Origin of the sequence: Flavobacterium ichthyis (assembly GCF_009915155.1) — a bacterium.
GTDB lineage: Bacteria > Bacteroidota > Bacteroidia > Flavobacteriales > Flavobacteriaceae > Flavobacterium > Flavobacterium ichthyis.
Window position 1 is genome coordinate 13,210 of the sequence record NZ_JAABLM010000004.1, and the last position, 14,650, is coordinate 27,859.

The following is a 14,650-nucleotide window of genomic DNA, read 5'->3' on the forward strand; positions in this document are numbered from 1 at the left end:
TTTCGTTTTCAGTAATCGTCCGTAACCAATAGTAGCGTTAAAAAGTTATACGAGAAAAGTGAAATCTTTTTTCAAAAAAAAGAAATTTACCAACTTCCACCAGCTCCACCACCACTAAATCCACCGCCACCAAAACCACCACCAAAACCACCACCAGAACTTCCGCCAAAACCACCAAAACCGCCACCTCCGGAATTTCTTCCCAAGCTGCTTAAAATAATGATATCGGCCAAGTCAATGCCACCACCACGATTACCACCATTGCGGTTATTTTTATTCCGAGAAATGATGATGATTAAAATGACAAACAAGATGATAAAAAAAATAATGCCACCAATGGCAGAACCAACTTGATTATCCGCTTTGCGTTTGCCTTTATATTTTCCTTTTAAAACATCAAAAATAGCATCTGTTCCTTTGTCGAGTCCGGCATAATAATCACCGTTTTTAAATTCCGGAATAATGACGTTACGGGTTAATTGCCCAATAATTCCGGCGGAAAGCCTGTCTTCAACTCCATAACCTGCCGAAATCCAAATTTTTCTTTCTTTTTCTGCTAAAAGCACAATCACGCCGTTGTCATTTTCTTGACTTCCTCCAATTCCCCATTTTTGTCCCCAAGCTGGAGTTAAAATTCCAATGTCTTCTCCTTTTAAACTTTCAATGGTAATCACCACAATTTGTGTGGTAGTGGAATCAGAATAGCGAACTAATTTTTCTTCCAGCGCCACTCTTTGTTGGTTATCTAAAATTGCAGCATAATCGTAAACACTAGTTTGAACCTTCGGGATAGGAGGAATTTCAAATTGTGCAAATGAGGCGACATTCGCAAAAAAAAGTAAAATAAAAAAGCTGTAAATTTTTTTGTAAGTCATCCTTATCCTTTAGAAATTTCGTTAGACAATTCATCCTTATCTTTGTCAGAAAAAGGGAAATATTGTTGTAATCTTTCGCCTGCACGAAGAATTCCGGCCACCAAACCTTCTTTGAATTTCCCGGTTTTAAAAGCATCAATCACCACATCTTTAGTACAATCCCAAAAATCTGCTTCTACGACTTTGTTAATTCCTTCATCGCCAATAATGGCAAAAGTATGGTCTGTCACGCCAACGTAGAATAAAACGCCGTTTTTAAGTGCGGTTTGGTTCATGCCCAAATAATGAAAAACCTCCTGAGCTCTTTCGAGCGGAGGTTTTTCGGTATGGTCTTCTATATGAACCCTAATTTCACCCGAAGTATTTCTTTCGGCTTGAGCAATTGCGCTAACAATTTCGGCCTCTTCTTCAGGTTTTAGGAAATCTTCAACTTTAGACATATAATTATTTTTTTATGATTCCCCTTTTGGGGTTAAGGGTCTATTAGAATTTTACTTCTACAGGTTTATCAGCTCCTTCAACCGATTTAAAGTATGGTTTCTCAGGATAACTTCCGCTTAAAAACCAACTGTTAGGAATAGTCAAAACATAACCATTATATACCTGAACTTGTTCGTTAAAACGTGTTCTTGCGGTTAAAATTTGGTTTTCTGTACTTGCTAATTCGTCTTGTAATTTCAAGAAATTTTCGTTGGCACGCAATTGTGGATACGCTTCCACAGAAACCAATAATCTTGATAAACTCGAAGAAACATTAGATTGCGCTTGTTGAAATTGTGCCATTTGTTCTGGAGTTACATTTGCCGGATCAATTGTTACCGAAGTTGCTTTGGCTCTGGCTTCAACCACAGCCGTTAAAGTTCCTTTTTCGAAATCTGCCGCACCTTTTACGGTATTTACCAAATTTCCAATTAAATCATTTCTGCGTTGGTAAGCAGTTTCTACATTTCCCCATTCTTTTCCAACAGCCTGATTGTGTTTTAAAGCGGTATTTTTAATTCCAACTACCCAAAATCCGATTATTACCACCAGTGCAATAATAATTCCTACAGGGATTAACCATTTTCTCATGTTTGTTTTGTTTTTGTGTTTAAATTATTGATTGATTTTACAGCAAAAATTTTGCCATATTTTTTTTACAATTCGTTTTTAATTTCTTTTAATTGTGCTTTGATGGCTTCAAGTTTGGCTACAATTTCAAATTTGTCCAGCGTTTTTTTCTGACCTTCTTTTAAATGTGTTTTTGCGCCATCAAGTGTAAAACCGCGTTCTTTCACCAAATGATAAATGAGCTGCAAATTTTTTACATCTTCGTGCGTAAACATGCGGTTTCCTTTGGCGTTTTTTTTAGGTTTGATGATGTCAAATTCTTTATCCCAAAACCTTATCAGCGAAGCATTTACATCAAACGCTTTGGCTAATTCGCCAATACTGAAATATCTTTTTTCTTGAGGTAAATCTAAATGCATTTAAATATTGATGATTGAATTTTCGTTCTGCTAATTTAAGAAATTCGTTTAATCAACACAGCGGATTGTTCAAATCTTTTAGAATTAGTTGGTTTGCTTTATTTTTCAATTCAAAATATTGATAAATATGCTATTTTTGCAGGTTAAAAAATGCATCAATTTAAAAATTTCAGCTTTTTTTCTAAAAAATATAAAAAACAGCCTGTCATCAAAATAAAATAATGAAAGCACAAGACATCAGAAAGCAATTTCTTCAATTTTTCGAAAGCAAACAACATCTCATTGTACCTTCAGCTCCAATTGTGTTGAAAAATGATCCCACGTTAATGTTCAACAACTCAGGAATGGCACAATTCAAAGAATTCTTTTTGGGGAACGCCACGCCAAAAAGCAGCCGCATTGCCGATACGCAAAAATGTCTTCGCGTTTCCGGAAAACACAATGATTTGGAAGATGTTGGGTTTGATACCTACCATCACACCATGTTCGAGATGTTAGGGAACTGGAGTTTTGGCGATTATTTTAAAAAAGAAGCTATCAATTGGGCTTGGGAATTGCTGACGGAAATTTATAAAATCCCAAAAGAAAATCTTTACGTTTCGGTTTTTGAAGGAAATCCAGCCGAAAATGTTCCGTTTGACCAAGAAGCGTGGGATATTTGGAAAAATTTGATTCCCGAAGACCGAATTATTTTGGGAAATAAAAAAGATAATTTTTGGGAAATGGGCGACCAAGGACCTTGTGGACCTTGCTCAGAAATTCACATAGATTTAAGAAGTGAGGACGAAAAGTCCAAAGTTTCCGGTAAAAGTTTGGTGAATAATGATCATCCGCAAGTGGTGGAAATTTGGAACAACGTATTTATGGAATTTAACCGTAAAGCCGACGGTTCGCTTGAAAAATTACCAGCCAAACACGTGGATACCGGAATGGGTTTTGAGCGTCTTTGCATGGCTTTGCAAGGTGTGACGTCTAATTACGATACTGATGTTTTCACGCCGTTAATTGCCGAAGTTGAAAAAATTACCGGAAAAAAATACACCCCTAACGAAGTTAAAAATATTGGTGAGGAGCAAAATAAAACGAATATTGCGATACGTGTTATTGTCGATCACGTTCGTGCGGTTGCTTTCGCTATTGCCGATGGTCAATTGCCTTCAAATACGGGAGCAGGTTATGTAATCAGAAGAATTTTGCGTCGTGCCATTCGTTATGGTTTTACATTTTTGGATACAAAAGAGCCGTTTATTTACAAACTGGTGGCGGTTTTAGCCGAACAAATGGGCGAATTTTTCCCGGAAATTAAATCGCAACAAACGTTGGTAACCAATGTAATTCGAGAGGAAGAAGCATCGTTTTTAAGAACTTTAGACCAAGGTTTGCAATTGTTGGAAAATGTGGTAAAAGATACCGAAACCAGCGAAGTTTCGGGTGCAAAAGCATTTGAATTATACGATACATTTGGTTTTCCAAAAGATTTGACAGCTTTGATTTTAAAAGAAAAAGGAATGTCTTACAACGAAGTTGAATTTGAAGCTGAATTGCAAAAACAAAAAGACCGTTCGCGTGCAGCTTCTGAAACTTCAACTGAAGATTGGACAATTTTAGTCGGCGGAAATGTGGAAACTTTTGTGGGTTATGACGAAGTGGAAAAAGAAGTAAAAATCACACGTTACCGCAAAATTGATTCTAAAAAAGACGGAAAATTATACCAAATTGTTTTAGATGCCACACCTTTTTATCCGGAAGGTGGCGGTCAGGTAGGAGATAAAGGAAAATTGATGACACCAAACCAAGCCATTGAAATTCTCGATACCAAGAAAGAAAATAATTTGATTTTGCATTTAACCAAAGAATTACCCGAAAATCCTGAAGGAAAATTTATGGCATTGGTCAATACAAAATTACGGGGCGAATCTGCGGCAAATCACTCGGCAACACATTTGTTACATCAAGGGTTGCGCCACATTTTAGGAACACACGTGGAACAAAAAGGTTCATTAGTAGCGCCAAATTATTTGCGTTTCGATTTTTCGCATTTTTCTAAAGTTACGGATGAAGAACTGGAACTCATAGAAAATTTTGTAAATGATAGAATTACGGAGCAGTTGCCACTCGTTGAACGCCGCGAAATTCCTTTTGCGCAAGCAATAGAAGAAGGAGCAATGGCATTATTTGGTGAAAAATACGGTGACAATGTGAGAGCAATAAAATTTGGCGAAAGTATGGAACTTTGCGGTGGAATTCACGTAAATAATACCGCTGATATTTGGCATTTTAAAATTACATCTGAAAGTGCTGTTGCAGCTGGTATTCGTAGGATTGAAGCCATTACCAATCAAGGAGTAAAAGATTATTTTGCCAATCAAGAATCAATGCTGAAAGATATTAAAAAAGCGTTGAAAAATCCGCAAGATGCGATTAAAGCTGTAAATTCTTTGCAAGACGAAAATGCCAAGTTGAAAAAACAAGTAGAAGCTTTACTGAAAGACAAAGCTAAAAATTTAAAAGCTGAATTAATTGCTGAAATTCAGGAGATTAACGGTGTGAAATTTTTGGCAAAACAAGTAGATTTAAACGCAGAAGGAGCCAAAGATTTAGCTTATGAACTGGGGAACTTGGGTAAAAATTTATTTTTAGTTTTGGCTACCGCCGAAGACAATAAACCGATGTTAACTTGTTATGTTTCAAAAGAATTAGTGGCTGAAAAAAATCTAAATGCCGGACAAATCGTTCGGGAATTAGGTAAATTTATCCAAGGAGGAGGAGGAGGACAACCGTTTTTTGCCACAGCTGGAGGTAAAAATGTTGCCGGAATTGAGGAAGCATTACAAAACGCGAAAAATTTTATTTTGTAAAAAAAAATAATAATTTGAAATTGAAAACCACAACTTCGCCGTTGTGGTTTTTTTTGAAAAGTTATATCGTTTCGGTATATTTTCTAAAATTGTCTAAAATAGCTTGCCAACCCGCTTGCTGAAATTCAATTGGATGCATATCTTCTGGATCAAAAATTTCTGTAACACGAGTTTTTTCGCCTAGATCTTCAAACTTGATGCTTACGAATCTGGCATCTGGCATTGAATATTCTATCAATTTTAAATGTTCTACAGCCGAATACTTTCCTTCAAAATCAAAACTCATGCTGCCGTCTTTTGCCGCCATCGTATAGGTAAAAACGCCACCAACTTCAAGGTTATTTTCTGCTTTTGGACAATGCCAATCATCGGACGCAAAATTCCAATTCATTACGTGTTTGGTTTCTGTAAAGCTTTTCCAAACAATTTCAACAGGTTTGTTTACTTCAGTTTGCACGGAAATTTGCTGTTTTTCTTCGTTCATATTTCTTGATTTTTGACTTTGTTTTAAACAAATGTATATGTTTTTTTTATAAATTTATGATGCGATAGCAAAATTTAAACCACACTCCAAGCCACGCAACTTTTGTATATTTGTAATAAAAAATATGCACTTTTCCACACCAATTCCTATTTTAAAATCTCAATTTCCTATTGATTATTCGTCGAAAATTTTGATGTTGGGTTCGTGTTTTGCGGAAAATATTAGTGACAAATTTTCTTACTACCAGTTCCAAAATACTGTCAATCCGTTTGGGATTTTATTTCATCCTGTAGCATTAGAAAATGTGATTCATAGGGCTGTTAATGATTTGGAATTTACTGAAAACGATATTTTTTTTCACAATGAAAGGTGGCATTGTTTTGAAGTACATTCGGAAATGTCACAACCGGATAAGATTTCTTTTTTGACAAAACTCAACAGCAATTTATTTTTACTGAAAAAGGCAATTCAAGAGGCTTCATATATTGTCATCACATTAGGAACTGCCTGGATTTACAGAAATTTGACGAGTGGAAATATTGTTGCCAATTGCCATAAAATTCCGCAAAAAGAATTTGAAAAAGAATTGCTGTCAATTGAATCTATTCAGCTGAAAATTAAGAGCATGATTTTTAAAATAAGTAAGATAAATCCTTCAGCAAAAATTATTTTTACGATTTCACCGGTTCGCCATACCAAAGACGGTTTCGTCGAAAATCAACGCAGCAAAGCGCATTTAATTACTGCGCTTCATGCTGTAATTTCAGTTCCCTCTTCCGGGGTTAGGGTGTTTTATTTCCCCAGCTATGAAATCATGATGGACGAACTCCGCGATTATCGGTTTTACGCTGAAGATATGATTCATCCGAATAAAATTGCGGTTAATTATATTTGGCAAAAATTTTGCGAAAGCTGGATGACCACTGAAACGATCGCAACGATGCAAGAGGTTGATAGTATTCAGAAAGGTCTTTCACATCGAGCATTCAACGTACAATCGGTTTCGCATCAAAAATTTCTCGAAAACTTGGATAATCGCGTTCAATTATTGCAAAAAGTTTACCCTTGGATGCAATTTTAAAAGTTTCTTAAAAATCGATTTTCGGCACATTTTTTATTGTATATTTTAAAATCAAAATAAAACTTATGATTAGAAGAATTTTGTACGGCTTTGCAATAGTTTTGGCAATCATTTTGCTTTTTCGCTTTTGTGAATTTAAAAAAGAAGATACCGCAACCATCGAATACGATTCGAATTTAATTCAAGAACAAATTGTAAATGTTGGGAAATTAATTGTAACCGAAGGTCATTTTGCAGAGGTTTTGACGTACAAAGACAGTGATAAATATTTGATGGATTTAGTGTCGATTGAGAAAAAAGCGCTCGTGGTTGTAAATGCCGATGTAACCGTGGCTTATGATTTGCGACAGATGAAATATGACATTGACGAAGCAAATAAAACCATTACAATTACGCATATTCCAAAGGAGGAAATCAAGATAAGTCCCGATATTAAATTTTACAACATCGAACAAAGCCGATTGAGTCCGTTTACTGGCGAAGATTACAACAAAGTGAACAGGGTTGTGAGGGAAAATTTGAAGAAAAAAATAGAAAAATCTACACTGAAATCCAATGCGCAAAACAGATTAATTAGTGAATTTTCCAAAATATTAATTACCACAAATTCGCTGGGATGGACTTTGAAATACAATGGCGAAACTGTTGATAATGGTAGTATTGATAATATTTTGATGTAAAAAAAATGCTGAACTTCATTACCGAATTTCAGCATTTATTATTTTATTACAAGAAAAATTTACGCTTGTTCTTTTTCAAAAATTAATTCGATTCCATCGTTGATTAAATGGGCAATTTCGGGTCTCGAAGTTTTTAAATTTTCCAAATGAAGCATTACTTTTTCCAATAAATTTCCGGTTGGATTTTCGTGCAAAATTTCTGCTATTTCTACTGATAAAAGCCAGTCCTTAGGATGATTTTGCTGTACGTTGAAAAAAATTTCCTCTAACGAAAATTCAGTTTGTTTTCGCTCTCGAATATTACGTACATTTTTATACAAATTTTCAAGTGCTTGCCTTTGCGAATTTTTTTGTGCTTTCACCGTTTGACTCGAAGGAACGTGGGTAATTAAATCAAAACTTTTTGCATCTGCAGGACCCGAAAACGCCGAGATAACTTTTTTCCCAACTGCCATATCGAAAATTCCCCATTCGGGTTGGAAGAGCACTTGATTTTCGTAGGTAACGGTACAATTTTTAAAGCTGATGAGGATAATTTTTCCTTGTAAATTTCTGGTACCAGTTATAATTTCCCCCGAAACTGTAATTCCGCCTTCAAATTCGAGCGAAGTATATTCGCCTTCGTAAATAGCGTAAGCCTGCAAATCTCGCGGACTCATGTCTTCTATTGCTAAATTTATGCCTTTGAGTTTTCCAATTGGACTTCCAAATCCTTCCGCGTGATAATTCGTGGAATGTCCAACTAATTCTTTTTCACGATAAGATAAAGCAGTTTTTCCGCTTGTTTGAATGTAAACAGGTTTTCCTTCATTTTCGATGACATTTGAAAAAACACCTGAGATTTGTAATCCGGTGCTTAATTCAATCGTTCCAAGTGCTTTGGAATTAATTAATTTTTCAATTCCTGAAAGTCCGCCTGTTCTCAAAGCCATAGTGTTCGCAAATTCTTCCAAAACTAAACTTAAATGCGCAAAATCTGGCGTTACGAAAAGTTGAGGTTGTGGCTTTGTGATGTCAAAACTTTGGTTAGCTGCTTCAATCGTGTAGGGAAGTTTTTCCACCTTATCAGTCATACACCAAGCGCTTTCGCCTATGGATGATAGCAATCCGGCACCATAAATTTTTGGGTTTTCTAAAGTGCCAATCAGGCCGTATTCTACCGTCCACCAATGTAAATTTCTGATTAAAGCCATTTCAGATAAATCATCGGTTTTTTGCTGTAATTCATCTACTTTTTTCTCAATAGCATCAATTTCGGCCTGTGGTGTTCCTTCGGCTTCCTTTAAAATAGATAATAAGCGAATGGCTTCGTAAATTTCGTAATCGTGTGAAGAGGAAATGGCTTTGCTTCCAATTTCTCCAAATCGTCTTAAGTATTCTGCATATTCAGGATTGGCAATAATTGGCGCATGTCCGGCACCTTCGTGAATAATATCTGGAGCTGGCGTATATTCAATATGTTCTAACTGGCGAATATCTGAAGCAATCACTAAAACATTATACGCCTGAAATTCCATAAAAGCATTTGGGGGAATAAAACCGTCAACGGCTACTGCAGCCCACCCGATTTCCTTTAAAATTCGGTTCATCCCATACATATTTGGAATATTTTCAATTTCCAAACCAGTTTTTTTTAAACCTTCTAAGTAAGAATTGTGGGCAACTTTGGAAAGATAATCAACATTTTTTCGCATTACATATCTCCAAACCGCTTGATTGATTGGAGTGTAATCTTCATAATTTTGCGGCTTGATAAATTGTTTTAAATGTGCCGGAAGTCTATCAATCAGTGGATTGCTTTCAAACTCAGTACTCATAATTCAAACGTTGTAGTTGAGGTGTAAAGGTATGGTTTTATCGCTAAAAAAGAAAACAATTTTAGCTGTTGTTAAGATTTAAGAAATCGCATTTGAGAAAAAAAATCCACAGCTATAATAATTTCAAGCTGTGGATTTTTATAGTATTATTTAACCGAAATTATTTTTTTTCGGGTGGATATTGGGCTAAAATTTTTTGTACAAATTCTTGAATTCTTTCGTCTTTCTTTTTAATATTTTGCGTAAGCACTCCAACACCTTCACCTTGCCAGATTAATTCTTTTTTCTTGGCATCGATCAAATCAATGTAAAGTGTTCCTTCGGTAGATGTAGAAACGGTGGTGTTTGTGCCTCCCCACATCCATGGATTCCAGCCCCAGCCCCAACCATAACCCCAACCGGCGTTAAATTGGTTCACATCAACTTGTTCTCTAGATTTTGTGAAAATATTGACTAGTAAGTCAGGATTAGAGCTTTTGGTAAATCCTTTAGCATTCATTTCAGTTTCGATGGCTTTCAGAATTCTTTTTTTGTCTAAATCCGAAACTTCAACCTTGTCAATACCTGACTTATGAAAAGCATACGATTTATACTGATTAAAATCGACACTTTTATCATAATCTGTTGCTACACGTACAGAAGAGCACGAAGCTACAACCGTGAGCAAGATAAGCGGAATTATTCTTAAAAATTTCATAGCGGTAATTTTTTATTTAAAGATAGTAAATTATGGCGTTTTATCGTTTATTTTTTTCCTTAAAACTCTTTATAGCACCAATTACCGTTAATATTGAAGATGCCAGCAATACTAGAATTTTTGGGATGGTATGGGTGAAAATCATTCCTAGAATAAAAAAACCCATTCCCATAAAGAGTAACGTAATGCTGTTTAAATTCTTCATTTAATAATTTTTATTAGAAATCTAAATGTGACTCTTCCACCTGATTTGGGAGGGTTACTTTTAGTAACGGTTCTTGCTGCATCGCTCGTTTAATTGCGAAAATTGCTTCGTTGTTTCTAGCCCAACTTCTGCGGGAAATGCCATTATTTACATCCCAGAAAAGCATTGATTTTAAACGTTTTGATGCTTCTTGAGAACCATCAAGAACCATACCAAAACCACCGTTAATTACTTCGCCCCAACCAACGCCACCACCATTGTGAATGGAAACCCAAGTTGCACCGCGGAAACTATCGCCAATAACGTTATGAATCGCCATATCGGCTGTAAAACGAGAACCGTCATAAATATTTGAAGTTTCGCGGTAAGGAGAATCGGTTCCAGAAACATCGTGATGATCACGACCTAAAATTACATAGCCAATTTCGCCTCTGGCAATCGCTTGATTAAAGGCTTCGGCAATTTTTATTCTGCCTTCTGCATCGGCATATAAAATTCGGGCTTGAGACCCAACTACTAATCTATTTTCTTGAGCACCTTTGATCCATTGGATATTATCGGCCATTTGCTGTTGGATTTCCTCTGGAGAGTTTTGCATCATTTCTTCTAAAACTTCACAAGCAATTTTGTCGGTTTTGGCTAAATCTTCTGGATTTCCCGAAGCACAAACCCAACGGAAAGGGCCAAAGCCATAATCAAAACACATTGGTCCCATAATATCCTGAACATAACTCGGATATTTAAAATCTATTTTATTTTCAGCCATAATATCGGCTCCAGCTCTCGAAGCTTCAAGCAAGAAAGCGTTTCCGTAATCAAAAAAGTAAGTGCCTTTTGCAGTATGTTTATTGATAGCATCTGCATGACGACGAAGAGTTTTTTGTACTTCTTCTTTGAATTTTGCAGGGTTATTCGCCATCAATTCATTCGATTCTTCAAAAGTATAGCCTGTCGGATAATAACCTCCAGCCCAAGGATTGTGCAACGAAGTTTGGTCGGAACCTAAATCAATGTGTAAATTTTCCTGGTCAAATCGTTCCCAAATATCCACCACATTTCCTAAATAGGCAATCGAAACCACTTCTTTGTTTTCCAATGCTTTTTTGACTCTTGGAATTAATTCGTTGACATTATCAATTATTTCATTGATCCAACCTTGTTCGTGACGAATTTTGGTGATTTTCGGATTCACTTCTGCACAAACCGTAACGCAACCTGCAATATTTCCAGCTTTAGGCTGTGCACCACTCATTCCACCTAATCCAGAAGTCACGAATAATGCACCAGAAGGCGATTTTTTTATTTTTCTAAAACCATTTAAAACCGTGATGGTCGTTCCGTGAACAATTCCTTGTGGTCCGATATACATATAACTTCCAGCTGTCATTTGACCGTATTGGGAAACTCCAAGAGCGTTGAATTTTTCCCAATCGTCTGGCTTAGAATAATTTGGAATCATCATTCCGTTAGTAACTACCACACGAGGCGCCTCTTTATGCGAAGGAAATAATCCCATTGGATGACCGGAATACATCACTAAAGTTTGCTCATCAGTCATTTCCGATAAATATTTCATTGAGAGTAGATATTGAGCCCAATTTTGGAAAACTGCTCCATTTCCACCATAAGTAATCAATTCGTGAGGATGTTGTGCAACAGCATGATCTAAATTATTTTGAATCATCAGCATGATGGCTTTTGCTTGCTCTGATTTTCCTGGATATTCCGAAATTGGTCTTGCATAAATTTTGTAATCCGGACGAAAACGATACATATAAATTCTTCCGTAATCATTTAATTCCTGCAAAAATTCGGGTGCTAAAACAGCGTGATGTTTTGGTTCAAAGTATCGAAGCGCATTTCTTACGGCTAATTTTTTTTCTTCAGCCGAAAGAATTTCTTTGCGTTTCGGGGCGTGATTGATGCTAGTGTCAAACGGCTTGATTTGCGGTAAATCAGAAGGAATTCCTTGTTGTATTTGTTCTTGAAAAAGCCCCCCATTCCCAATAGGGGGAGTTGTTGGAGCGGAGATATTTTGTGAATTCATAAAAGTATATTTTAAAAATCTATTTTCGGTTGTGGTTCCCCCTTTGGGGGTTAGGAGGCTTTTTATAAGGACAATGTCTGCAACCATTTGTGCAACAATAGCCTCGCTTGAGATGATATTTTTCGGTAAAACATTTGTAACCCTCGGGCGTGTAATAAAAATCTTCACCTTCAATCAATTTATTTTCATTATTTTGCTGATTCATTTCTTGAAGTTGATTTTTAAAATTAATTTTTCAAAAATAAATAATTTTCGGTGGCTTTAAGTGCAAATTATTATAGAAATCGTCAAAAATAAAAAGATAAGCTCAAAATTCGTTTACAATAAATGTTAGTCTTGGTTTCAAAATTTTTTATTCCCAAAGGTTATCGCGGCATTACCATTTTTCCGTTTGTGATTTTGCATTCAATTGAGGATAAAGAAGATTTGTGCTTGCTTAATCACGAAAAAATCCACATTCGCCAACAAATAGAAATGCTGGTTTTGCCTTTTTATATTTGGTATGTCATTGAATTTTTTATAAAATTTTTGAAATATAAAAACTGGAATAAAGCTTATCGGAATATCAGTTTTGAAAAAGAATGTTATACCAATGAAATGAATTTAAATTACCTAAAAAAAAGAACTTTCTGGCATTTTTTTAAATATTTATGATGCGAATTCCCTCTCATAAAATTAACCTGAACCATAACGGAATTTCAATCGAAATACGCCGTGAAGATTTGATTCATCCTTTTATTTCGGGGAATAAATTTAGAAAACTGAAATACAACTTGCTTCAAGCGAAAAAAGATAATAAGAATAATTTACTCACCTTTGGTGGAGCATTTTCTAACCATATTGCTGCCGTAGCATTTGCGGGAAAAGAACAAGGTTTTCATACCATTGGAATTATTCGTGGAGAAGAGCTTCAAAATAAAATTCAGGAAAATCCCACACTTCAGTTTGCACAACAACACGGGATGCAACTTGAATTTATTCCTAGAAACGAATACGCTAACAAAACGGACGGCGCATATCTTGAAAAACTCAAACATCAATTTTGCGATTTTTTTCTCATTCCTGAAGGCGGTACAAACGAACTTGCCATAAAAGGTTGCGAAGAAATTTTATCTCCCGAAGATAAAACTTTCGACTTTATTTGTTGTGCCATTGGAACCGGAGGTACGATTTCCGGAATCATTAATGCTTCTTTTGAAAATCAAAAAGTTTTAGGATTTCCGGCACTTAAAGGAGGTTTTCTTACAAAAGAAATCACTACATTTGTCAATAAAAATAATTGGGAACTAATTGAGGATTACCATTTTGGAGGTTATGCCAAGATTACACCCGAGCTCGTTTCGTTCTTAAATCAATTTTTTAACCATAATAAAATACCGTTAGATCCCGTTTATACTGGCAAGATGATGTATGGAATTATCGATTTGGTTCAAAAAAATTATTTTCCGCCAAATTCAAAAATTTTAGTCATTCACACCGGAGGATTGCAGGGAATTGAAGGCATGAACCAATTGTTAAGCAAAAAAAACTTACCCAAAATAGAATACCATGTTTAAAAAATTTTTAATTCTGGCAACAGTCTTGCTTCTGGCAAGTTGCGGTTCGTCAAAATCAAAAGTATCTTACAAGAAAAAAACGGCCACGAAATCGAAAAGAGAAGTGGTAACGAAAAAATCTTCACCCAAAATTGTCACCAAAAAAACCACTACAAAAACCACATCAACTAACAATCCAGAAGTAATAGAATCCACTTCTCGAACCGTAGTTTATGCCGATGTTGTAAATAATTATGTACAAGATTTTAAAGATATTGCCAAAAATAATATGCGAGAATACGGCATTCCCGCCAGCATTATTTTGGCACAAGGAATTTTAGAATCAGGTGCCGGACGTGGAACGCTTTGTAAAACCGCCAACAATCATTTCGGTATCAAATGCCATACAGGTTGGACAGGCGAAAGCGTTCGTCATGATGATGATGCCGCACAAGAATGCTTCCGAAAATATGCTGATCCCGCAGAATCTTACAAAGATCACGCGCTTTTTCTCACCTCTCGCGGTCGATATGCATCCCTTTTTAAATTAGACAAAGATGATTACCAAGCTTGGGCAAAAGGCCTAAAAGCTGCTGGTTATGCCACTGATCCCAAGTATCCGGACAAATTAATTTCATACATCGAACGTTACAATTTGCACCAATATGACAGCGAAGTTTTAGGCAAAAGCTTCACGCCAATCCGCAAAAGCGAACCGATTGTGATTAACAACGAAAACCGTGGCGATTTTTATGAAGTAACCAAAGGCGACACGCTTTACTCCATTTCAAAACGTTTCGGGACTACCGTTGACGAGCTTAAAAGACTCAACAATCTCAGCGACAACGCCATTTCCATCGGACAATCCATAAAAGTAAAATAAACTTAAAAGCCGGATTCAA

At 36.0% G+C, this 14,650-nt stretch carries 15 protein-coding genes; 6 read left to right on the forward strand and 9 right to left on the reverse strand.

Annotated features, from left to right (window positions below; translation table 11 throughout):
• Positions 1-86: 86 nt before the first annotated feature.
• The 4 genes from GV828_RS04075 to GV828_RS04090 form a co-directional block, all read right to left on the reverse strand.
• Positions 87-875 (reverse strand): TPM domain-containing protein, encoded by a 789-nt coding sequence (locus GV828_RS04075; protein WP_166536207.1) that lies wholly within the window; start codon positions 873-875, stop codon positions 87-89.
• Positions 876-877: 2 nt separating this feature from the next.
• Positions 878-1,315: a TPM domain-containing protein gene (locus GV828_RS04080; protein ID WP_166536208.1), complete on the reverse strand. Its 438-nt coding sequence runs from the start codon at positions 1,313-1,315 to the stop codon at positions 878-880.
• Between the two features lie 43 nt (positions 1,316-1,358).
• Positions 1,359-1,946 (reverse strand): LemA family protein, encoded by a 588-nt coding sequence (locus GV828_RS04085; RefSeq protein WP_166536209.1) that lies wholly within the window; start codon positions 1,944-1,946, stop codon positions 1,359-1,361.
• A gap of 65 nt (positions 1,947-2,011) precedes the next feature.
• Positions 2,012-2,344: a MerR family transcriptional regulator gene (locus tag GV828_RS04090; RefSeq protein ID WP_166536210.1), complete on the reverse strand. Its 333-nt coding sequence runs from the start codon at positions 2,342-2,344 to the stop codon at positions 2,012-2,014.
• A gap of 221 nt (positions 2,345-2,565) precedes the next feature.
• Between GV828_RS04090 and alaS the strand changes: the two genes are divergently transcribed.
• On the forward strand, positions 2,566-5,202 hold the full coding sequence (alaS, locus tag GV828_RS04095; protein WP_166536211.1) for an alanine--tRNA ligase: 2,637 nt from the start codon (positions 2,566-2,568) through the stop codon (positions 5,200-5,202).
• 61 nt (positions 5,203-5,263) lie between these two features.
• Here the strand turns inward: alaS and GV828_RS04100 are convergent, their stop codons facing one another.
• Entirely contained in the window at positions 5,264-5,686 is a 423-nt protein-coding gene (locus GV828_RS04100) for an SRPBCC domain-containing protein (RefSeq protein ID WP_166536212.1), read from the reverse strand.
• Positions 5,687-5,810: 124 nt separating this feature from the next.
• On the opposite strand from GV828_RS04100, the gene GV828_RS04105 reads away from it, so the two are divergent.
• Positions 5,811-6,767: a GSCFA domain-containing protein gene (locus tag GV828_RS04105; RefSeq protein WP_166536213.1), complete on the forward strand. Its 957-nt coding sequence runs from the start codon at positions 5,811-5,813 to the stop codon at positions 6,765-6,767.
• 65 nt (positions 6,768-6,832) lie between these two features.
• A complete protein-coding gene (locus tag GV828_RS04110) occupies positions 6,833-7,447 on the forward strand; it encodes a DUF4230 domain-containing protein (RefSeq protein ID WP_166536214.1) in 615 nt (204 codons plus the stop codon).
• A 59-nt stretch (positions 7,448-7,506) separates the two neighbouring features.
• On the opposite strand, the gene GV828_RS04115 is transcribed toward GV828_RS04110, so the two are convergent.
• The 4 genes from GV828_RS04115 to GV828_RS04130 form a co-directional block, all read right to left on the reverse strand.
• On the reverse strand, positions 7,507-9,264 hold the full coding sequence (locus GV828_RS04115) for an aromatic amino acid hydroxylase (RefSeq protein ID WP_166536215.1): 1,758 nt from the start codon (positions 9,262-9,264) through the stop codon (positions 7,507-7,509).
• 160 nt (positions 9,265-9,424) lie between these two features.
• Positions 9,425-9,961, reverse strand: a complete 537-nt coding sequence (locus GV828_RS04120) for a DUF4136 domain-containing protein (RefSeq protein WP_166536216.1) — start codon at positions 9,959-9,961, stop codon at positions 9,425-9,427.
• Between the two features lie 218 nt (positions 9,962-10,179).
• Positions 10,180-12,213, reverse strand: coding sequence for a urocanate hydratase (locus tag GV828_RS04125; protein ID WP_166536217.1), 2,034 nt, complete (start codon positions 12,211-12,213; stop codon positions 10,180-10,182).
• A gap of 19 nt (positions 12,214-12,232) precedes the next feature.
• Positions 12,233-12,418, reverse strand: coding sequence for a DUF5522 domain-containing protein (locus GV828_RS04130; RefSeq protein WP_166536218.1), 186 nt, complete (start codon positions 12,416-12,418; stop codon positions 12,233-12,235).
• A gap of 122 nt (positions 12,419-12,540) precedes the next feature.
• Here GV828_RS04130 and GV828_RS04135 point away from each other — a divergent pair, with 122 nt between their 5' ends.
• The 3 genes from GV828_RS04135 to GV828_RS04145 are packed head-to-tail and all read left to right on the forward strand — an operon-like array spanning position 12,541 to position 14,631.
• Positions 12,541-12,867, forward strand: a complete 327-nt coding sequence (locus GV828_RS04135) for a hypothetical protein (protein ID WP_166536219.1) — start codon at positions 12,541-12,543, stop codon at positions 12,865-12,867.
• Positions 12,864-13,769, forward strand: a complete 906-nt coding sequence (locus GV828_RS04140; RefSeq protein ID WP_394350646.1) for a 1-aminocyclopropane-1-carboxylate deaminase/D-cysteine desulfhydrase — start codon at positions 12,864-12,866, stop codon at positions 13,767-13,769. Before GV828_RS04135 ends, GV828_RS04140 begins: the two co-directional genes overlap by 4 nt.
• A complete protein-coding gene (locus GV828_RS04145) occupies positions 13,762-14,631 on the forward strand; it encodes a glucosaminidase domain-containing protein (protein WP_166536220.1) in 870 nt (289 codons plus the stop codon). The genes GV828_RS04140 and GV828_RS04145 overlap by 8 nt, the downstream gene beginning before the upstream one ends.
• Positions 14,632-14,650: the final 19 nt, after the last annotated feature.

Bases quoted from the DNA above. Each gene is read 5' to 3' on its own strand.
- GV828_RS04075 (WP_166536207.1), bottom strand. From the start codon at position 875: ATGACTTACAAAAAAATTTACAGCTTTTTTATTTTACTTTTTTTTGCG.
- GV828_RS04080 (WP_166536208.1), bottom strand. From the start codon at position 1,315: ATGTCTAAAGTTGAAGATTTCCTAAAACCTGAAGAAGAGGCCGAAATT.
- GV828_RS04085 (WP_166536209.1), bottom strand. From the start codon at position 1,946: ATGAGAAAATGGTTAATCCCTGTAGGAATTATTATTGCACTGGTGGTA.
- GV828_RS04090 (WP_166536210.1), bottom strand. From the start codon at position 2,344: ATGCATTTAGATTTACCTCAAGAAAAAAGATATTTCAGTATTGGCGAA.
- alaS (WP_166536211.1), top strand. From the start codon at position 2,566: ATGAAAGCACAAGACATCAGAAAGCAATTTCTTCAATTTTTCGAAAGC.
- GV828_RS04100 (WP_166536212.1), bottom strand. From the start codon at position 5,686: ATGAACGAAGAAAAACAGCAAATTTCCGTGCAAACTGAAGTAAACAAA.
- GV828_RS04105 (WP_166536213.1), top strand. From the start codon at position 5,811: ATGCACTTTTCCACACCAATTCCTATTTTAAAATCTCAATTTCCTATT.
- GV828_RS04110 (WP_166536214.1), top strand. From the start codon at position 6,833: ATGATTAGAAGAATTTTGTACGGCTTTGCAATAGTTTTGGCAATCATT.
- GV828_RS04115 (WP_166536215.1), bottom strand. From the start codon at position 9,264: ATGAGTACTGAGTTTGAAAGCAATCCACTGATTGATAGACTTCCGGCA.
- GV828_RS04120 (WP_166536216.1), bottom strand. From the start codon at position 9,961: ATGAAATTTTTAAGAATAATTCCGCTTATCTTGCTCACGGTTGTAGCT.
- GV828_RS04125 (WP_166536217.1), bottom strand. From the start codon at position 12,213: ATGAATTCACAAAATATCTCCGCTCCAACAACTCCCCCTATTGGGAAT.
- GV828_RS04130 (WP_166536218.1), bottom strand. From the start codon at position 12,418: ATGAATCAGCAAAATAATGAAAATAAATTGATTGAAGGTGAAGATTTT.
- GV828_RS04135 (WP_166536219.1), top strand. From the start codon at position 12,541: ATGTTAGTCTTGGTTTCAAAATTTTTTATTCCCAAAGGTTATCGCGGC.
- GV828_RS04140 (WP_394350646.1), top strand. From the start codon at position 12,864: ATGATGCGAATTCCCTCTCATAAAATTAACCTGAACCATAACGGAATT.
- GV828_RS04145 (WP_166536220.1), top strand. From the start codon at position 13,762: ATGTTTAAAAAATTTTTAATTCTGGCAACAGTCTTGCTTCTGGCAAGT.